Source organism: Kitasatospora sp. NPDC004799, from assembly GCF_040609095.1.
Lineage (GTDB): Bacteria > Actinomycetota > Actinomycetes > Streptomycetales > Streptomycetaceae > Kitasatospora.
This window is the reverse complement of record NZ_JBEXJK010000046.1, coordinates 1-17,714: the sequence shown is the minus strand read 5'-3', so window position 1 is coordinate 17,714 and position 17,714 is coordinate 1. Positions and strand designations below refer to the sequence as shown.

Annotated in this window: 19 protein-coding genes; 13 read left to right on the top strand and 6 right to left on the bottom strand. The window is 73.7% G+C overall.

Going from position 1 to position 17,714, the window contains the following annotated elements:
* The first annotated feature begins 13 nt into the window (after positions 1–13).
* The gene (locus tag ABZW03_RS09195; protein WP_355254191.1) at positions 14–745 is read left to right on the top strand and encodes a hypothetical protein; all 732 of its coding nucleotides are present in this window, start codon (positions 14–16) and stop codon (positions 743–745) included.
* Between the two features lie 181 nt (positions 746–926).
* On the opposite strand, the gene ABZW03_RS09190 is transcribed toward ABZW03_RS09195, so the two are convergent.
* Positions 927–1,727: a hypothetical protein gene (locus ABZW03_RS09190; RefSeq protein WP_355254189.1), complete on the bottom strand. Its 801-nt coding sequence runs from the start codon at positions 1,725–1,727 to the stop codon at positions 927–929.
* Positions 1,728–2,085: 358 nt separating this feature from the next.
* Here ABZW03_RS09190 and ABZW03_RS09185 point away from each other — a divergent pair, with 358 nt between their 5' ends.
* From ABZW03_RS09185 to ABZW03_RS09175, 3 genes are all read left to right on the top strand, one after another.
* Positions 2,086–2,799, top strand: coding sequence for a hypothetical protein (locus ABZW03_RS09185; protein WP_355254187.1), 714 nt, complete (start codon positions 2,086–2,088; stop codon positions 2,797–2,799).
* A gap of 553 nt (positions 2,800–3,352) precedes the next feature.
* Positions 3,353–4,726, top strand: coding sequence for a pyridoxal-phosphate dependent enzyme (locus tag ABZW03_RS09180; RefSeq protein ID WP_355254185.1), 1,374 nt, complete (start codon positions 3,353–3,355; stop codon positions 4,724–4,726).
* 112 nt (positions 4,727–4,838) lie between these two features.
* Entirely contained in the window at positions 4,839–5,300 is a 462-nt protein-coding gene (locus ABZW03_RS09175) for a MarR family transcriptional regulator (RefSeq protein ID WP_355254183.1), read from the top strand.
* A gap of 78 nt (positions 5,301–5,378) precedes the next feature.
* Here the strand turns inward: ABZW03_RS09175 and ABZW03_RS09170 are convergent, their stop codons facing one another.
* Entirely contained in the window at positions 5,379–6,062 is a 684-nt protein-coding gene (locus tag ABZW03_RS09170) for a TetR/AcrR family transcriptional regulator C-terminal domain-containing protein (protein ID WP_355254230.1), read from the bottom strand.
* 197 nt (positions 6,063–6,259) lie between these two features.
* On the opposite strand from ABZW03_RS09170, the gene ABZW03_RS09165 reads away from it, so the two are divergent.
* From ABZW03_RS09165 to ABZW03_RS09145, 5 genes are all read left to right on the top strand, one after another.
* Positions 6,260–7,219, top strand: a complete 960-nt coding sequence (locus ABZW03_RS09165; protein WP_355254181.1) for an ATP-binding cassette domain-containing protein — start codon at positions 6,260–6,262, stop codon at positions 7,217–7,219.
* Positions 7,219–8,040: an ABC transporter permease gene (locus ABZW03_RS09160; protein WP_355254179.1), complete on the top strand. Its 822-nt coding sequence runs from the start codon at positions 7,219–7,221 to the stop codon at positions 8,038–8,040. Before ABZW03_RS09165 ends, ABZW03_RS09160 begins: the two co-directional genes overlap by 1 nt.
* Before the next feature lie 145 nt (positions 8,041–8,185).
* Positions 8,186–9,172, top strand: coding sequence for an aldo/keto reductase (locus ABZW03_RS09155; RefSeq protein ID WP_355254177.1), 987 nt, complete (start codon positions 8,186–8,188; stop codon positions 9,170–9,172).
* 180 nt (positions 9,173–9,352) lie between these two features.
* A complete protein-coding gene (locus ABZW03_RS09150; protein ID WP_355254228.1) occupies positions 9,353–9,901 on the top strand; it encodes a DUF4188 domain-containing protein in 549 nt (182 codons plus the stop codon).
* A gap of 103 nt (positions 9,902–10,004) precedes the next feature.
* Positions 10,005–10,679: a C39 family peptidase gene (locus ABZW03_RS09145; protein WP_355254175.1), complete on the top strand. Its 675-nt coding sequence runs from the start codon at positions 10,005–10,007 to the stop codon at positions 10,677–10,679.
* Positions 10,680–10,774: 95 nt separating this feature from the next.
* Here ABZW03_RS09145 and ABZW03_RS09140 read toward each other — a convergent pair whose 3' ends face one another.
* The gene (locus ABZW03_RS09140) at positions 10,775–11,626 is read right to left on the bottom strand and encodes a hypothetical protein (RefSeq protein WP_355254173.1); all 852 of its coding nucleotides are present in this window, start codon (positions 11,624–11,626) and stop codon (positions 10,775–10,777) included.
* Positions 11,627–12,021: 395 nt separating this feature from the next.
* On the opposite strand from ABZW03_RS09140, the gene rpe reads away from it, so the two are divergent.
* Both rpe and ABZW03_RS09130 read left to right on the top strand, forming a co-directional pair.
* Positions 12,022–12,705 (top strand): ribulose-phosphate 3-epimerase, encoded by a 684-nt coding sequence (gene rpe, locus ABZW03_RS09135; RefSeq protein WP_355254171.1) that lies wholly within the window; start codon positions 12,022–12,024, stop codon positions 12,703–12,705.
* Between the two features lie 172 nt (positions 12,706–12,877).
* Complete coding sequence (locus ABZW03_RS09130; RefSeq protein WP_355254169.1) at positions 12,878–13,837, top strand: pirin family protein; 960 nt, start codon at positions 12,878–12,880, stop codon at positions 13,835–13,837.
* A gap of 199 nt (positions 13,838–14,036) precedes the next feature.
* Here ABZW03_RS09130 and ABZW03_RS09125 read toward each other — a convergent pair whose 3' ends face one another.
* The 3 genes from ABZW03_RS09125 to ABZW03_RS09115 are packed head-to-tail and all read right to left on the bottom strand — an operon-like array spanning position 14,037 to position 15,176.
* Entirely contained in the window at positions 14,037–14,720 is a 684-nt protein-coding gene (locus ABZW03_RS09125) for a hypothetical protein (RefSeq protein ID WP_355254167.1), read from the bottom strand.
* Positions 14,701–15,027, bottom strand: coding sequence for a DUF1427 family protein (locus ABZW03_RS09120; RefSeq protein WP_355254165.1), 327 nt, complete (start codon positions 15,025–15,027; stop codon positions 14,701–14,703). The genes ABZW03_RS09125 and ABZW03_RS09120 overlap by 20 nt, the downstream gene beginning before the upstream one ends.
* Entirely contained in the window at positions 15,024–15,176 is a 153-nt protein-coding gene (locus tag ABZW03_RS09115) for a DUF1427 family protein (RefSeq protein WP_355254163.1), read from the bottom strand. Before ABZW03_RS09115 ends, ABZW03_RS09120 begins: the two co-directional genes overlap by 4 nt.
* Before the next feature lie 157 nt (positions 15,177–15,333).
* Between ABZW03_RS09115 and ABZW03_RS09110 the strand changes: the two genes are divergently transcribed.
* Together ABZW03_RS09110 and ABZW03_RS09105 are read left to right on the top strand one after the other, a co-directional pair.
* Positions 15,334–15,915, top strand: coding sequence for a TetR/AcrR family transcriptional regulator (locus tag ABZW03_RS09110; RefSeq protein WP_355254161.1), 582 nt, complete (start codon positions 15,334–15,336; stop codon positions 15,913–15,915).
* 460 nt (positions 15,916–16,375) lie between these two features.
* Positions 16,376–17,714: polyketide synthase (locus tag ABZW03_RS09105; RefSeq protein ID WP_355254159.1), on the top strand; the 1,339-nt coding region annotated here is incomplete at its 3' end.

The window sequence follows — 17,714 nt, the reverse complement described above, 5'->3', positions numbered from 1 at the left end:
TTCCGAGGCCCCCATGCCCGACCTGCACCCCGCCGCGATCGCCTTCCGCGACCCGGCCGCCCTCCTGGACCGCTGCGAGATCGGCGGCGTCCGCCGTCTGTTCGGCGAACCCGGCTACGAGTCCGGGGCCGTTCTCCCGGCCGGCGACTGGGCGCCGCTGACCGACGACCTCCCCGCCCGGTACGCGCCGAGCGTGTTCACCCAGGACAGCGGCCTGGTGGAGTTCTTCCGGCTGCCCGCCACCGTCACCGACGCGTCGTCGCTCGCCGCCCTGGTCGGCGAGTTGGGCGACCCCTTCCCCGTCCCCCTCTCCCCGACCGACGACCCGCCCGGCGAGCCGGTCACCCACCGCCTGCCGGAGACCGCCCTGCGCCCCGGCCTGCACATCGACAACCGCCAGAACCTGTCCTACGCGGACTGCGTCGGCGCGCGCCGACGGCTCTGCGTCAACCTCGGCCCCGGCACCCGCTACCTCCTGCTCGCGACCACCACCATCAAGGACTGCTGCCGGGCCGTCCGCGACCCCTACGAGACCCACCACCCGCACACCGAGGACTTCTGGCGCTACCTCGCCGCCCGCAGGCCGGTGAGCGTCCTGCGCATCCGCGTCGAACCGGGGGAAGGCTGGCTCGCGCCGACGGTGATCCTCCCGTACGACGAGTCCACCGAGGACGAGGAGCTGCCGTCGGCCACGGCCTCCTGGCTGGGGAACTGGGAGCGCGGCCTGTTCGGCCCGCTGATCTGACAATCCGTCACTCTCAGTACCTCCTGCTGGACGGCGCGGACAAGGCTCACGCCGTTGCGTGACTTGGAGTGCACCGAGACCGAGGGGCGCGTACGGACACCTACGCGCCCCTCTTCGTGCCGCACCAGGAGAAGACGGCGCGGGCCTTCCGGTCCGCGCTCGGTCTGTTCTGCCTGCCGGTTCAGCTTGCGTCGGCGAGGATCGCGCCGGCCCACGTGGCGAACTCGGAGCGACGGGTGGCTTGATCGTGCTCGGCCTGTGCGATGGCCTGTCGCCGGGTGGTGTCGGTCGAGTCGGTCACCCCGAGCGCCTCGGCACGGCTCACGAGGTCCGCGCCGAGGCCGACCGCGTTGAGGGCGCCCTTCGCGGCAAGGTCCCCGGTGATGGCCCGGGCGGTGAACTCGGTCAGCAGCAGCCAGCGGTGCAGGTAAGTCCGGCCGGCGCCCGGTTCCTTGCCGAGCAGTACCAGCAGGTGGCCGAGGAGGGTTTCGGCGAGGTCGTGCTTGTCGGCGTTCCAGACGCGGAAAGCGCTGTCGAACGCGGCGTTGGCCAGATCTGAGATCCGTTCGCGTTCCTGGTCGGCCAGGCCGACGAGCACGGCGTCGATGAAGATGCCGAACTGCAGGACCGCGGCGGTCATGGCCGACAGGTCGACGGCCTCCGGATCGAATCCGTCCCAGGCCTCGTAGTCGTCCGAGGCCGCTGCGAGCTCTGCCAGGCGTTTGGCGAGGTCGTCGGCGAGGTCGGCGAGCCGGCGTAGCTCCTCGGCGGTACGGGCGGGCACCCGGTAGTACATCGAGGCGTTGAGCAGGCCGTCGTTCCACTCGTCGCTGCCCGCGGTGGTCATCGCCGCGTCGGCCAGGTCTCGCTGAATGGTGAAGGCGGCGACGCGGGCGGCGTGCCAGGTGAACGGCGGCTCCGGGACATCCTCCTCGACATCGATGCCGACGGCCTGGTCGCCGGTCCGGTCGGTCTCGCTCATGCCGTTCCCCTCCCCGCACCAGCTTCGTCGCGTGGCGTGACGGAGACGCTACCGCGTGCCCGCGACAGAGGGGAGAGCCAGGTGGTGCGGTGGGCAGTGGAACGGAGGCGCGCAGGGGGCGGCGGATGGTCTTCAGGCGGGACATGGTCGCGGCCGTGGCCGGCCGTGGCCGGCCGAGGCGTCGTGGGCGGAGCGGGTCGCGCCCGGCCCGGCCGCGTTGGCCGTCTTCGCGAGCGGGAGGTTCGCCATGCACTGCAGTTGGTGTGGGCATGTGCTGGTGCCCGGCGCCGGTGTCCTTGCACCGAGCTCACCTCGGTACCGTGTCGGAGGCGCGACACGAGACGAGAGAGAAGAACTCATGGTGACAGTGGCGGAAGCCATCAAGGCACAGCGGTTGATACCGGACGGCGCGCCGGTGACGGTCAGTCCAAACCTGTGCGACCGGATTCCAGATCGCAACAAGCCAAGGATCTGGGACTGGTTGGACGATCACCCGCTCCTGATGGTGGCAACGTGGACGGGCGATCCGAGCGACAGGCGTTCGCTGTACAGCAGCGCAGGGGCCGACTTGTTCGGTGCTGAACCGTACTGGAGTGTGACGGAGCTCGCTCGACGAATCTACGTCGCGGCGTGCCCTGAGCGCGAGGAATCCGTGAAGCCCACGAGTCCGGGACTTCTGGGCCAAAACTTCTGGTCATACCGGGGACAGACTCTGACGGAGATCGCCGGCGCGTCGGGGAGCGGCGCTGTCGACCCGGCCGGCAGGACGATCACGATCAACGGGAACACCTACCGGATGACTGGCGAGCAGGTGAGACAGAAGGCAGCCGGCTGTACTCCCGACGCCCCGTACGATACGTACGGGGTGGTGGTGGGTTCGGTGCTCTGGCCCCCGCGCGAGTTGATGCGCTGTGTCACCGGCGAGCATCTCGACAGCAGCGTCAACTCGCAGACGCTTATGGCGTTTTTCGACGAGCTTGGTCTGCTGACGTGGACCAGGACCGTCTACATGGGGGGTAAGCCTGAGGTTCATCAGGCCCGTCGACGTGGGCCGAACAAACAAAGCCGGTGAGATTCCGGCCCCAGCCGGTCCGTAGCCAGACCGCTGACCAGCCGAGCCGGGACCGGAGGACAGCGAACCGAGGCGACGCGACATCACGGCTGGCCGCCGAGCCCCAGTTTCTTCACCCGAGCGGGGAGGCGACCAGGTAAGTCGGCTCCGCCCCGATCCAGGCGGGCTCAAACGCTGCCCGGACGCTCGGTGACATTGCGGAGCACGGTGTCGTGGCCGTCGGCCAAGGCCTCCTGGCTGGGACGCTGGGAGCGCGGTCTGTTCGGCCCGCTGATCTGACGATCCGTCACTCTCGGTGTGCCCTGCGGGACGGCGCGGTCAAGAGTCACGCTGTTGCCTGACGTGGAGTGCACCGAGGCCGAGGGGCGCGTACGGCGCCTATGCGCCCCTCCTCGTGCTGCACCGGCAGATGGTGGCGTGGGTCTTCCGGTCCGCGCCCCCGGCCGCCGTCGCACAGTGTTTCGGCCGCGTGAGGAACGGTGCCGCCGCCGTCTACCCTGCCCCTGGCCTGGGCAGGCTCGGGCTGAGACCGTGCTGACGAAAGGGGCCGACGATGGCCGCAGTTCACGAATCCGTCCTCGACGCGATCGGCGGGACGCCGCTGGTCCGCCTTGCCAGGCTCGGCGCCGGGATCGCCGCGCCGATCTACGCCAAGGTCGAGTTCCTCAACATCGGCGGCAGCGTCAAGGACCGCGCCGCGCTCTCGATGGTGCTGGCCGCCGAGCGGGACGGCCTGCTGAAGCCGGGCGGGACGATCATCGAGGCGACCTCGGGGAACACCGGCATCGGCCTGGCCCTCGTCGGGCGGCAGCGCGGGTACCGGGTGATCGCCGGAGTGGCCGACAAGGCGTCGGCCGAGAAGTCCGACATCCTGCGGGCGTACGGGGCCGAGGTGGTGCTCGCCCCGACCGCCGTGCCCGCCGAGGACCCGCGGCACCTGTTCAACGTCGTGCAGCGGCTGGCCGAGGAGATCCCCGGTGCCTGGCTCGCCAACCAGTACGACAACCTGGCCAACCCCGATGCCCACATCCGCACCACCGGTCCCGAGATCTGGGCGCAGACCGGCGGCCGGGTGACCCACTTCGTCGCGGGCGTCGGCACCGGAGGCACCGTCACCGGCACCGGCAGCTACCTGAAGGAGGCCTCCGGCGGCGCGGTGACCGTGGTCGGCGCGGACCCGGAGGCCTCCACGTACGGCGGCGGCGACGGCAGCCCGTGGTACGTCGAGAGCATCGGGCACTACCTGCACCCCGACACCGTCGAGGACCGCCAGCCGCAGGCGCTGCGGGCGGAGGTGATCGACTCCTACGAGCGCATCCCGGACCGGGAGTCGCTGCTGACCGTCCGCCGGCTCTCCCGGGAGGAGGGCCTGCTGGCCGGGCCGTCCTCCGGCACGGCCGTCGCGGCGGCGCTGCGGGTGGCGCGCCGGCTCGGGCCGGACGACCTGGTCGTGGTGGTGCTGCCGGACTCGGGGCGCTCGTACCTGTCCAAGGTGCACAGCGACGCGTGGATGCGGGAGTGGGGCTTCCTGGAGGAGGGTTCGACCCTGCGGACGCTGCTCGACGCCGCCGGGCCGCTGGTCACGGTCGACGCCGACGCGACGGTGGGCGAGGCGGTGGAGCTGCTGCGGGACGCCCCGGGCGGCGTCGCTCCGGTGGTGCTGAAGCGGGCGGCGCGCCCGTACGGGGTGGCCGCGGCGGAGGTGGCCGGCTCGGCGTCCCGGGAGGTGCTGGCGGCGGCGCTCGCGGAGGGCGCCGCCAAGCCGGGCGACCCGCTGGGCGCGCTCGTCGGCCCGGCGCTGCCGACGGTGGGCGTCGGGCAGTCGCCGGACGAGGCGCGGGCGGTGCTGGGGGAGGCGCACGGGGCCGTGCTGGTGCTGGTGGACGGCCGGGTGGCCGGCGTGCTGGCTCGGGAGGTGCTGAGGTAGCCGTCGGAGGACGGGTTCCGATTCCGCGGTGGATCCGCGGCGCGGGGCCCGTCCAGCGGTCCGGCCGTCCGACCTTGACCTCAAGCGGACTTGAGGTCCTAGCCTGCCGATCATGACGACCACGAACACCCCTCAGCACGGCACCGCCACGCCCGGCCAGCGGCCCATCGCCCTCGTCGCCTGGAGCGCCACCGAGGCGATCCTGCGGCACTCGCAGGCCGCCCTGGCGCGCATCGACGTGACCCAGCCCCAGTGGTGGGCGCTCAACAACGTCGTCCGCGCCGAGCACGGTCTCACCAGGGAGGAGGTCCGGGCCGTGGCCGTGCCCTACGGCATGGGCGCCGAGGTGATCGTCCACGCCGCCAACGCGCTCGTGCACCGGGGCTGGCTCCGCCTCGGCGCGGACGGTCGGCTGACCCTCACGGAACAGGGCCGGGAGGGTCTGGCGACGGCGAAGGAGCACATGGACCGGGTGCGTGCGGAGCTCCTCGGCTCCATCACGGAGGAGGAGTACGCGACCGCGGTCTCGGTGCTCCAGCGCGTCACCGACAACCTCGCCCAGCCGCTGTCGTGACGGTCGGTCCCCGCCGGCCGTTCGGCGGGCCGCCATGGCTCAGGGCCGGTGATCATCCCTGGCCTTGACGCGCGTTCGCTACGGACCCCGGTCCTCCTCGGCGGGTGCCAGGACGGCCGAGAGCACCCGGTGCAGGGTGCGGTCGAAGGCCTTGTCCGGGTCGGCGGGCGGGCCGGCGGTGGCGAAGGCCTGGGCCAGGTGCGGGTAGTCGCCGCTCATCGCCGCCCGGCCGAGGTAGCCGGCCAGCTCCGCCTGCCACTTGGCGCCCGCCGCCGCCGTCTGCTCGTACTGCGCGAACTGGCAGACGAAGCCGTTGAACAGGGCCATCGCCTCCATCCGGGTGCCGCCGTCGAGCCCGGTGGGGGCGGTGGCGGCGAGGAAGTGGTCGGTGTAGCGCAGGGCGTTGGGGCCGATGCCCGGCCGGGCCAGCACCAGCGCGGGCACCCAGGGGTGGCGGCGGAAGATGGCGAGCTGCTGGTGGGCGAGTTCGGTGAGGTCGGCCCGGACGTCGCCGCTCGGCTCGGCGGGCAGCCGGTACTCCGCGGCGGCGGCGTCGAGCATCAGGTCGAGCAGGTGCTCCTTCTTCGGTACGTAGTTGTAGAGCGACATGGTGCCCGCGCCGAGGGCCGCCGCGACCCGCCGCATGGAGACCGCGTCCAGGCCCTCGGCGTCGGCGATCCCGATGGCCGCCGCGGCGATCGAGTCGCGGCTGTGGGCCGGGCGGGGGCCGCGGCCGGTGCGCTCGGGGCGCAGCCAGATCAGTTCGGGGGCCTCGGCGGGCGTGGGCCTGCCGGGCGGCGCCGGCTTGCTGGACGGCTCGGCGTCGTCGGACGGCGCGGGCTTGCTGGACGGCACTGGAAGATCACCTCGGTTCCCCATCTTAGATACGTACGCCGTACGTAGTACGATGGCGCCTGCGCGCGCTTCTACGTACGCTGTACCTAGAGAAGGGCAGAGCCATGTCCGACACCGCCCGGCCCGCCATCGAGATGGCGGGCGTGCAGAAACGCTTCGGTGCCACCGAGGCCCTGCGCGGCCTCGACCTCACCGTCCCGGCCGGCACCGTCTGCGGCCTCCTCGGCCCCAACGGCGCCGGCAAGACCACCGCCGTGCGGGTTCTCGCCACCCTCGTCGCCCCCGACCGGGGCACCGCCAGGGTCGCCGGGCACGACGTCGTCCGGGACGCCGAGTCCGTCCGGCGCGCCATCGGCCTCGCCGGGCAGTACGCCGCCGTGGACGAGGGCATCACCGGCCGCGACAACCTCCACCTCTTCGGCCGGCTGCACCGCCTCGGGGCGCGGCAGGCCCGGGAGCGCGCCGACGAACTGCTCACCCGCTTCGGCCTCGCCGAGGCCGGCGACCGGCTGGTGCGCACCTACTCCGGCGGCATGCGCCGGCGCCTCGACCTGATCGCCAGCCTGGTCACCAGCCCGCCGGTGCTCTTCCTGGACGAGCCCACCACCGGGCTCGACCCGCGCAGCCGGCAGGAAATCTGGGACACCGTCAAGGAGTTGGCAGACGGCGGCACCACCGTGCTGCTCACCACCCAGTACCTGGAGGAGGCCGACCGGCTGGCCGACGACATCGTGGTGGTGGACCACGGCGCCGCCATTGCCACCGGCCCGCCGGACCGGCTCAAGGCGGCGATCGGCAGCCAGGTCTCCGTCACCCTGGCCGAACCCGGCCAACTCGCCGCCACCGCCGTGGTGTTGTCGTCCATGACGGGCAACGACGCGCAGGTGGACGTCGCCGAGCGGACCGTCACGGTGCTGACGACGCCCGGCGTGTCCGTCCTGCTGCCCTCGCTGGTGCGGGAGTTGGACGGCGCCGGAGTCGTCGCGCAGGACGTCGCGGTGCGGGCGCCCTCGCTGGACGACGTGTTCCTCGCGCTCACCGGCACCGCGGGGAGGGCCGCCTGATGGCCACCGTCGCGTACGCCGCTCCGCGACCGTCCGTCGCCGGCCGGCTGGCCTCCGACACCTGGACGTCGATGCTCCGCGTCCTGCTCAACTACCGCCACTCGCCGGGCCTGTTGGCCGCCTCGCTGGGCGTGCCGGTGGTGATGGTGGTGGTCTTCGGGTACGTCTTCGGCAGCGCCATGCGGGTGCCGGGCGGCGGCGACTACCGGGAGTTCCTGATGCCCGGCCTGTTCGCCATGGTCGCCACCAACGGCATCATGCCCACCATGGTCGGCGCCGCCCGCGACGTCGGGCGCGGGGTCACCGACCGGCTGCGCTCCATGCCGGTCTCCCGCACCGGCCTGCTGCTCGGGCAGACCCTCGCCGACCTGCTGGTCAGCGTGGTCGTGCTGGCGCTGCTCGCGCTGGTCGGGCTCGCGGCCGGCTGGCGGGTCCGGCACGGACTCGCCGACGCGGCAGGGGCGTTCGGCCTGCTGCTGATCTTCCGCTTCGTGATGACCTGGGCCGGCACCCTGCTCGGCCTGGCCGTCGGCAAGGAGGAGGCGGCCGGGCAGCTGTCCGTCGCGGTGTTCCCGCTGGCGATGGTCACCAACGCGTACGTGCCGACCGACGGCATGCCCGGGTGGCTGCGGTTCGTCGCCGAGTGGAACCCGGTCAGCTCGGTCGTCCAGGCCTGCCGGGAGCTGTTCGGCAACCCCTCGGCGGCGGGCTCGGCCTGGCCGACGCAGCACGCCGTGCCCGCCGCGCTGCTCTGGAGCGGGCTGCTGCTGGCGGTCTGCGTGCCGCTGGCCGTACGGAAGTTCGCCACGCACGGGCGGTGAGCTGCTCGGTCGACGAGTGAGCCGCCGCGTCCGGCGACGTGAGCCGGTGCGCTTGACGGCGTGATCCGCCGCGTCCGGCGACGTGAGCCGTCCGGCCGGTGAAATGTGCTGGACACCGGCGCCGGTGCGGCCGAAGGTGGGCGCCATGGAGTACACCCACCTCGGCCGTACCGGCCTGACCGTCTCCCGACTCTGCCTCGGCACCATGAACTTCGGCCCCCACACCGAGGAGGCCGAGGCCCACCGCCTGATGGACACCGCCCACGAGCGCGGCATCAACTTCTTCGACACCGCGAACACTTACGGCCGTGGCGGCGGTGGCGGGCACCGCGGCCGCACCGAGGAGATCATCGGCCGCTGGTTCGCCAAGGGCGGCGGCCGCCGCGAGCGGACCGTCCTGGCCACCAAGGTCTACGGCGACATGGGCGACTGGCCCAATGAGAGCAGGCTCTCCGCGCTCGCCGTCCGCAAGGCCGTCGAGGCCAGCCTGCGCCGCCTCCAGACCGACCACATCGACCTGTACCAGATGCACCACATCGACCGGGCCACGCCCTGGGAGGAGGTCTGGCAGGCGATGGAGGTGCTGGTCGCCCAGGGCAAGGTCGTCTACGTCGGCTCCAGCAACTTCGCCGGCTGGCACATCGCCCAGGCCCAGGAGACCGCCCGCGCCCGCCACTTCCTCGGCCTGGTCAGCGAGCAGTCGCTCTACAACCTGCTCGACCGCACCATCGAGCTGGAGGTCGTCCCCGCGCTCCAGCACTACGGCCTCGGGCTGATCCCGTGGTCCCCGCTGCGCAGCGGCCTGCTCGGCGGCATCCTGCGCAAGGAGCGCGAGGGCACCCGCGACCGCAGCGCCATGCCCCACGCGAGCGAACTCCTCGCCGAGCACCGCGACCGCATCCAGGCCTACGAGGACTTCGCCGCCGAGCTCGGCGCCGACCCCGCCGACCTCGCCCTCGCCTGGCTGCTCTCCCGCCCGGCCGTCACCGCCCCGATCATCGGCCCGCGCACCGCGGCCCACCTCGACGCCGCCGTCGGCGCGCTCGACCTGAAGCTCGACCGGTCCACCCTGGACCGCCTCGACGAGCTGTTCCCGGGGCACCGGCCCGCCCCGGAGGACTACGCCTGGTAGGCGGCGGCGTGGCCCCGGCCCGTTCGGCGGTTCGCCGGGGGTCGGGGCCTTCGCTCGGGCGATTCCTCAACCCGATTGCGACGTAGCCGAATTGTGCCCGTGACGAGCCTTGACCGGGGCGTCCGGCGCTGATGTAGTCGCCGCCTACACAGGCATGGGTACGGGGAGACGGGTATGCCCTTGTTCGCCAAGCCGCAGCCGGGCTACACCACCGCCGCCGCCACCGGCGACACCGTGGTGCTCCTGATCGGCATGCGGATCAACCGGTTCTGGGCCGTGCACCACTGGGGCCCGGTGATGTTCGCGATGCTCCGGATGCTGTACGAGCTGCGCCGCGCCCCCGAGCGCGGCCTGCTCGGCCGCATCCTGCTGACCGCCTCGCCGCGCACCTACTACGTCGTGCAGTACTGGGAGTCGAAGGAGAAGCTGTACGGCTACGCGAGCGCGCCGGACGGCTTCCACCACACGGTGTGGGGCATCGCCAACCGCAAGCTGCGGGAGGGCAAGGTGCGCGGGCACGTCGGGATCTGGCACGAGACGTACATCGTGCCGCCGGGCGGGTACGAGTCGATCTACTTCGACATGCCGCCGTTCGGCCTGGCCGGCGCCACCGGCTCGCTGCCGGTGGAGGCGCGGGGGCGGCGGGCGGCGCAGCGGCTGGCGTACCGGGAGCCGGCGGGCGGCGGGGGCGAAGCCGGGGTCGGGGCCGTGTCCGGGCCTGACGCCTGACGCCTGACGCCTGACGTTCGGCGTTCGGCGTTCGGCGTCCGAGGGGGCCCGCGCAGGGAGTGTCGGGCGCCCTCCGGCCGCCGCGCCGTGAGAGCGTCGGGGGATGGTGGATCGGGGTGACGCGCGGCCGGAGGCGCCGGCGCGGCCGCTGCGGGTGGTGCACGAGGTGCCGTACCACGCGCAGTGGGAGTCGGCGGAGCTGGTACGGGAGATCGTCGACGGGCGGCTGGACGCGTCCGCCGACCCGCGCTGGGGGCAGTCCGGTGCGGCCACCTCGGAGGAGTACGCGTGGTGGTCCTGGCGGCTGTGCGGGGTGGCCTGCCTGCGGATGGCGCTGGCGCACTGGTGGGGCGTGACCCCGGCGGCGCTGGCGCTCGCGGCCGAGTGCGAGGCGGCCGGGGCGTACCTGCGGGACGGCGAGAGCCTGCGCGGGCTGATCCACGCGCCGTTCGCCGAGTACGTCGAGCGACGCTGGGGACTGGCCGCGCGGGCACGGGAGTTGACGCCCGAGCAGGTGTCGGCGGAGGTGGCCGACGGCCGGCTGGTGATGGTGTCGGTGCACCCGTCGATCCGGGAGCCGTACGGGCCGGAGCCGGTGCGGCGCGGCGGGCACCTGGTGCTCGCGGTGGGCGCCACGGACACGGCGCTGCTGATCCACAACCCCTCCGGGTTCCCGGGGGAGTCGCAGGCCTTCGCGCGCGTGCCGTGGCGGTCGTTCGGGCGGTTCTACGCCGGGCGGGGGATCGTGCTGGGCCCGCCCGGGGCGTCCTCGTCCTGAGGGTGCGGGCCGGCTCCACCGGACGGGTGGGCCGACCGGGCCGGCTCGCCCCGAGTGGGCCAGTCGGCCCGGTCGTCACCGGCCGAACCGTTTCGTCACTGGTTGTCCGGCAGCCCCATCGGGTTGATCGGGAGCCGGCCGCGACAGAGCGCCGAGATCGGCTTCAGCGCCGCGGCCAGCCGGTCGAGTTCGGCGCGCGGGTAGTCGTCCCAGACCCGGGCGGCGGCCAGGTCGGTGGCGGCCTCCAGGGTCTGGTGGCGGATCCGGCCCAGCTCGGTGACCGTCCCCTCGGGGGTCAGCCAGCCGCGTTCGGTCAGGCGCTCGGCGGCCGCCTCCCACTCGGCGTCCGTCCACCCGCGCAGCGGCTGGATCATCTCGCGCCGCATGTCCATCGCGCAGCGGACCACCAGTGCCTCGCAGCCGTCCAGCCCGGCCGCCACCAGGGCGGCCACGTGGCCGTCGCCGCGGTGCTCGCGCATCACGGTGGCGGCCTGCCAGAGCCGCTCGTACAGGCCGCTCGGGCGGGGGAGCGCGGCGTTGGCGGCGGCCAGCACCCGGCCGGCGCAGTCCAGCCGGGTGGCGGCCTGCTCCAGGGTCTCGGCGACCAGCTCCACCTGGTCCTTGTCCACGTGCTCCAGCAACTGGCCGAGGATCGTCGCCGAGGCCTTCAACCGGGCGGTGAGCGCCTCCTCCGGGCTCGCGTGGTTCCACACCTCCGGCAGGGCGCTCTCGACCATCGCCGGGGCGAAGTTGAAGAACGCGGCGGTCACCGGCGGGGCGTCCACCGCACCGAGCGGGGCCGAGCGGGTGGCGAAGTAGCCGTGCATGCGACCGTGCAGACCGGCCTCCTCGAAGGCGCTGCGACCCTCGGGGAGGAAATAGGTGACGGCGTGCACCGGCTCGAAGAGCCACCACAGCGCGCGGGCGGGGTGGACGGAATCGGTCATCGGGAGACCTTCCTCGGACGGAGCTCCGGGCGGGGCCGGGGGCTCGGCTGGTCGGGACGGCCCGGCAGGAGCCGCGCGGCAGGTGCGCGGTCCGGTCGAGTGCTGCGGCCGGTCGAGGGCCGCAGCCGGTCGAGGGTAGCGGTCGGTCGGGGGCCGCAGCCGGTGGAAAGCAGCGGCCGGTCGAGGCCTGCGGTTCGTCCCGGGGCTGTGGGGCCCCTTCCAGGCCTGATGACCACGGCGAAGGCCCCGGTAACCCCGGAGGCGGTGTGATGACGGTCACGCGGCGGCCGCCGCCCCCGGGGGCGGTCGGCGGAGGCGCGGCGCGGGATGATGGGACGAGGTGCCCGCTCCGGGCGCCCCGCCCTCGCAAGCCCTCGTACGAAGGTAGTCGGTCAATGGCCCAGATCAACCCCAGCATCCTGTCCGCGGACTTCGCCCGGCTCGCCGACGAGGCCGAGGCCGTCCGGGGTTCCGACTGGCTGCACGTGGACGTCATGGACAACCACTTCGTGCCCAACCTGACCCTCGGCGTCCCGGTGGTCGAGTCGCTCGCCCGCGCCACCGACATCCCGCTCGACCTCCACCTGATGATCGAGGACCCGGACCGCTGGGCCCCGCAGTACATCGAGGCCGGCGCCGGCTCGGTCACCTTCCACGTCGAGGCCGCCGCCGCGCCCGTCCGGCTCGCCCGCGAGATCCGTGCCAAGGGCGCCCGCGCCTCGATGGCGCTCAAGCCGGGCACCCCGATCGAGCCGTACGAGGACCTGCTGCCCGAGCTCGACATGGTGCTGATCATGACGGTCGAGCCCGGCTTCGGCGGCCAGGCCTTCCTGGACATCATGCTGCCGAAGATCCGCCGCACCCGGGAGCTGATCGCCAAGCACGACCTGGAGCTGTGGCTCCAGGTGGACGGCGGGGTCGCGGCCAACACGATCGAGCGCTGCGCGGAGGCGGGCGCGGACGTGTTCGTGGCCGGCTCGGCGGTGTACGGGGCCGAGGATCCGGCCGAGGCCGTCCGCAACCTGCGGGAGCTGGCCGGGAAGGCGTCGGCGGACGCCTGGTGGGCCTGCGGGCACTGAGGGGCCGCTGTCCCGCCGGTCCCGGGCGGTCCTCGATCACCGGGTGACCGCCGGATGGCCGGGCGCGGGTGGAGGAACGCCGCACCGTGGCGGATGATCGGTGACGACGTCCCCGAGGACCCCGCCCGGCCGTGCCGGCCCTCTCCGTTCTCCGTACGGTGGTGGAACCGCGATGAGCAACCTCGACACCAGGCCCGCCCCGACCGCCTGCGGCCGCGAGGCCAGCACCGGCCCCGTGCGGGACCTGCTGACGGCCCGTCAAGTCCCGCTGGGTGAAAGCACGGTGGTCCGCCGCCTGCTGCCCAACCTGGGCCGCCGGATGGTCGGCGCCTGGTGCTTCGTGGACCACTACGGCCCCGATGACATCGCCGACGAGCCCGGCATGCAGGTCCCGCCGCACCCGCACATGGGCCTGCAGACGGTCAGCTGGCTCCACCAGGGCGAGGTGCTGCACCGCGACAGCCTCGGCAGCCTCCAGACCGTCCGGCCGTACGAGCTAGGCCTGATGACCTCGGGGCGGGCGATCTCGCACTCCGAGGAGTCCCCGGGCCCGCACGCCCGCTACCTGCACGGCGCCCAGCTCTGGGTCGCCCTCCCGGACGCCAGCCGGCACCTCGCCCCCGCCTTCGAGCACCACCCCGACCTGCCGGTGGTCACGGCCCCGGGGCTGCGCGCCACCGTCATCCTCGGCACCCTCGACACCGCCACCTCGCCCGGCACCACCCACACCCCGCTGGTCGGCGCCGACCTCGCCCTCACCGACGGCGCCGACCTCCGCCTCCCGCTCGTCCCCGACTTCGAGTACGCCGTCCTCGCCATGTCCGGCCGCGTCGACGTCGACGGCGTCCCGGTCGAACCCGGCTCCATGCTCTACCTCGGCTGCGGCCGCCCCGACCTCCCGCTCCGCGCCCACGGCGACGCCGCCGTCCTCCTCCTCGGCGGCGAGCCCTTCGACGAGAAGATCGTCATGTGGTGGAACTTCATCGGGCGCTCCACCGAGGACATCGCCCAGGCCCGCGCCGACTGGACGTCCGGCACCCGCTTCGGCGAGGTGCACGGCTACGACGGCGACCGGCTGCCCGCCCCGGAGCTGCCCACCGTGCCCCTGAAGGCACGGGGGCGCGAGCGCTGACCTGGGTGTTCGTGGCCCAGGGGTGCCGATCGCGCCAGGCCTGCCGGGTCCGCCGAGCCGGGCGTCGGCCTGTCGAGCGGTGCGTGCTCGCCGCCCCCGGTTCGTCGACGCCGGCTCCTGCGGCGTCGACGAACCTTCGCCGGGCCGGTGCTCAGGGGCGCGCTCGACGGGCGGCGGACCGAGGAGTCCCGGGGCAGGGTCACCAGGGTTCGGGGACCGGGACGGTGTCGCGGTGCTCGCCCGCGTAGAGGGAGGGCAGGAACCGCGACAGGAAGGTGAACTCGTTGTAGCAGTGCCGCAGCACTTCGCGGCCGAACTCGTCCGTGAAGGTCTCGGCCAGCTGCTGCGGCGTCAGCTTGCCGACGAGGTCCACGCCGAAGTAGAAGTTGCTGCGCAGAGCGCTGCCCCAGGGCGTGTCGCGGCACAGGTGGATAAGCCGGTTGCCCAGGACCCGCCCGTCCTCGTCGCGTTCGGCGTCGAAGCCCAGGCCGACGCGGCCGCAGACCGCTCCGGTGAGCCGGCCCTCGCTGCGGGCCTGCCGGTAGGCGGCGGGGGTGAAGAACTCCTCCGGGTCGCGGAACTGAACGGCGATCTGCTGCGCGGGCAGATGTCCGAAGCGCTCCTCGGCACGATGGATCGAGCCGGGCAGCTCTCCCTCGACCCCCTCGGCCCAGTCGCTGGAGACGTGGTCGATCGGGTGCCACCAGATGTACTGCTGTGTGAGGGGCCGGGAGCGGAACCACCACTCGAACATCTCGCCGCTGACGCCGTGCAGGTCGGTCCGGCAGGCGATGTGGAGGACTCCGTCCGCATCGCGCTCGAAGCCGGTCTCCAGCGGCAGCGGGGCCGGGTCGAGCAGCGCGTCAAGGCTGGTGAAAGGCATTCCTGTTCTCACTTTCCGTGTGTCGTCGTGTCGTCGCAGGGTCGGGTGCGGCGGCCGGTGCGGCCGGCGTCCCGCGGCCCGCGTGGTCGGGACCGGGGTGGGGCCTCGGCCGGGTGCGTGCGGAGCGCCTCCGCGCCAGCAGGGCGCGGACCCCGCTCTCGGCCGCCACGATGGCCAGCAGGCCGAGCAGGGCCGGCCACGGCGGGGCCGGTGAGCGCACGTCCATGAGCCGGTACAGCAGTCCGGCGGCGATGCCCGCGCCGAGGGACGCGGCGCAGCGCCCGGCTGCGGCGCGGATGCCGGTCATGTCAGGGCTCCCGGGATTCCGTAGCCGATCAGCATGCCCGCCAGTCCGGTCAGGGCGATCGGTGGAGGGGCGGGTGACGGCACGCGCAGCAGCGCGTACATCGCGCCGACGACAAGACCGGCTCCGGCGATAGCGGCATTGGTGAGCACCACGACCTCCTGGTTCGAGCAGGTGGCCCTGTCGCGGTCACCACCTGGTGCGATCACCGTAACATGAACATGAATACGCATTCATATCTGCCTGTGTGAGGATGGCCTCATGACCACGCGCCCCGGCCCTCCCCGGCAGAAACGCAGCCAAGCGGCGATGGAACGGATCCTGGAAGCCGCTCAGCAGCTGATCGCGGAGGAGGGCATCGCCGGATTCACCCTCAGCGCGGTGGCCGCGCGCGCCAATGTGGCCGTGGGCACCGTGTACCAGCGCTTCGCGGACAAGACGGACCTGCTCGTCTCGGCCCAGCAGCGTTGGCTCGACGAGGTCGCCAGGACCCAGCGGGAGGAGTTCCTGCCCGCCGCGGCGCAGCAGCCGGACGTCGTCCGGGCCGTCGCCCTGTACGCGGAACGACTGGCCGTCCTGTTCCGGGACCACGCCGGCCTCGTCCGCGAGTTCGTCGTGTACGCCGCCGCCGTCCCCGCACTGCGGGAATCCGCTCAGCAGCGACTCGACCAGCTGGCGCGGGAGCGGTGCGACGTCTTCATGGCGCTTCCCGGCCGGCCCCCGCACATCACGCGCGGCCGCATCCTGTTCGCCCTGCGCGCCGTGCAGTCCCTCCTGGAGTGGCGCGTCGCCACCTCGCCCGAGGTGGAGGACGCGGCCGCCATGCCGTGGGACACGGTGTCCCGCGACGTCTCGGAACTGGTCGCCGCCTACCTCGGCCACGACGCCTGATCGGTGGTCGGGCCCCGGCCGCGGGACGGTGACCGGGTCGCTCGGCCGATGCGCGGCGGCCCACGACCCGGTCTTCGTCGTCGTCCTTCGCCATGACGCCGATTCCGGCGGTCAGGCCCGCCCCGGGATCCCCCCGCGCGTTCGGGGCCCGGCGGTTGCCGGACGCGCAGGGGCGGGTGCGGCGGCGGCTGATCGTGCGCCGAGCGATCGGCCGGGGCGGCAGGGACGCCGGGCCTGGGGGTGTGGAGCTTCAAGGGGACGTAGGGGGACTGCTAGGGGTTGGTGAGGATTCGGGGCGGCCGTAGCGTTCCCGGTGATCGCGTGTGGCGGGGCGTGGGCCGGACCGGTGGGTTGGGTGACCGCGCCGGCCGGGCGGTCGTACCGGCGGTCCACGGGCGCCGTAATCCTTCACCGAACCAGGAGGTCCGGCGCGATGGCAACCGCAGCAGGTGTGGGCCGCGTGGCATCCGGCCGTGCCGCGGGACCGGCCGGGGTGTCCGGCGGGCCGGCGGAGGAGGCGGTGGCGGTCGTCGGGGTGTCCTGCCGGCTGCCCGGGGCCGACGGGCCGGAGGCGTTCTGGGCGATGCTGAGGGAGGGGCGCAGCGCGGTCGGCGAGGTGCCGGCGGAGCGCTGGGGCCGCACCCTGGACGGGCGGGCCGCTCGGTACGGCGCGTTCCTGGAGCGGGTCGACCTCTTCGACGCCGGGCTGTTCGGGGTCTCGCCGCGCGAGGCCCCCGCCATGGACCCGCAGCAGCGGCTCGCCCTCGAACTCGGCTGGGAGGCCCTGGAGGACGCCGGGCTGGCGCCCGACCGGCTGGCGGGCTCGGCCACCGGCGTCTACCTCGGCACGATGAACGGCGACTACGCGCTGCTCGCCGACCGCCGCGGGGCGGGCGCCATCGGCCCGCACACCCTGACCGGCTCCCAGCGCGCCATCATGGCCAACCGCCTCTCCTACACGCTCGGCCTGCGCGGCCCCAGCCTGTGCGTCGACACCGGCCAGTCCTCCTCGCTGGTCGCCGTGCACCTGGCCGCCGAGAGCCTGCGCCGCGGCGAGACCGAACTCGCGCTGGCCGGCGGCGTGCAGCTCAACCTGGTGCCCGAGACCGCCCTGGTCGCCGAGGGCTTCGGCGGGCTGTCCCCGGACGGCCGCTGCTTCACCTTCGACGCCCGGGCCAACGGCTACGTCCGCGGCGAGGGCGGCGCCCTCGTCGTGCTCAAGCCGCTCGGCCGCGCGCTGGCCGACGGCGACCGCGTCTACGCCGTCATCCGCGGCGGCGCCGTCAACAACGACGGCGCCACGCCCGGCCTCACCGCGCCGGACCGGGCCGCGCAGCGCGAGGTCGTCGAACTCGCCTGGCGCCGTGCCGGGGTCGGCGTCGACGGCGTCCAGTACGTCGAACTCCACGGCACCGGGACCAGCCTCGGCGACCCCGTCGAGGCCGCGGCCCTCGGAGCCGCCCTGACGGCCGGTCGCGCCGGCGACCGGCCGCTGCCGGTCGGTTCGGCCAAGACCAATGTCGGTCACCTGGAGGGCGCGGCCGGGGCGGTCGGCCTCCTCAAGACCGTCCTCAGCATCCACCACCGGGAACTGGTCGCCAGCCTCAACCACGAGACCCCCAACCCGGCCATCGGCCTGGCCGGCCTCGGGCTGCGGGTGCAGCGGCGGACCGGCCCGTGGCCCGAGGCGGGCCGCCCGCTGCTGGCCGGGGTCAGCGCCTTCGGCATGGGCGGCACCAACTGCCACCTGGTCCTCTCCGCGGCGCCGCAGCCGGCCGTCGAGCCGGCGCCGGCTCGAC

Excerpts from the sequence above, each read along its gene's own strand:
- ABZW03_RS09180 (WP_355254185.1), top strand. The coding sequence starts at position 3,353 with ATGGCCGCAGTTCACGAATCCGTCCTCGACGCGATCGGCGGGACGCCG.
- ABZW03_RS09155 (WP_355254177.1), top strand. The coding sequence starts at position 8,186 with ATGGAGTACACCCACCTCGGCCGTACCGGCCTGACCGTCTCCCGACTC.
- ABZW03_RS09140 (WP_355254173.1), bottom strand. The coding sequence starts at position 11,626 with ATGACCGATTCCGTCCACCCCGCCCGCGCGCTGTGGTGGCTCTTCGAG.
- ABZW03_RS09130 (WP_355254169.1), top strand. The coding sequence starts at position 12,878 with ATGAGCAACCTCGACACCAGGCCCGCCCCGACCGCCTGCGGCCGCGAG.
- ABZW03_RS09125 (WP_355254167.1), bottom strand. The coding sequence starts at position 14,720 with ATGCCTTTCACCAGCCTTGACGCGCTGCTCGACCCGGCCCCGCTGCCG.
- ABZW03_RS09175 (WP_355254183.1), top strand. The coding sequence starts at position 4,839 with ATGACGACCACGAACACCCCTCAGCACGGCACCGCCACGCCCGGCCAG.
- ABZW03_RS09190 (WP_355254189.1), bottom strand. The coding sequence starts at position 1,727 with ATGAGCGAGACCGACCGGACCGGCGACCAGGCCGTCGGCATCGATGTC.
- rpe (WP_355254171.1), top strand. The coding sequence starts at position 12,022 with ATGGCCCAGATCAACCCCAGCATCCTGTCCGCGGACTTCGCCCGGCTC.
- ABZW03_RS09185 (WP_355254187.1), top strand. The coding sequence starts at position 2,086 with ATGGTGACAGTGGCGGAAGCCATCAAGGCACAGCGGTTGATACCGGAC.
- ABZW03_RS09110 (WP_355254161.1), top strand. The coding sequence starts at position 15,334 with ATGGAACGGATCCTGGAAGCCGCTCAGCAGCTGATCGCGGAGGAGGGC.
- ABZW03_RS09160 (WP_355254179.1), top strand. The coding sequence starts at position 7,219 with ATGGCCACCGTCGCGTACGCCGCTCCGCGACCGTCCGTCGCCGGCCGG.
- ABZW03_RS09120 (WP_355254165.1), bottom strand. The coding sequence starts at position 15,027 with ATGACCGGCATCCGCGCCGCAGCCGGGCGCTGCGCCGCGTCCCTCGGC.
- ABZW03_RS09195 (WP_355254191.1), top strand. The coding sequence starts at position 14 with ATGCCCGACCTGCACCCCGCCGCGATCGCCTTCCGCGACCCGGCCGCC.
- ABZW03_RS09165 (WP_355254181.1), top strand. The coding sequence starts at position 6,260 with ATGTCCGACACCGCCCGGCCCGCCATCGAGATGGCGGGCGTGCAGAAA.
- ABZW03_RS09145 (WP_355254175.1), top strand. The coding sequence starts at position 10,005 with ATGGTGGATCGGGGTGACGCGCGGCCGGAGGCGCCGGCGCGGCCGCTG.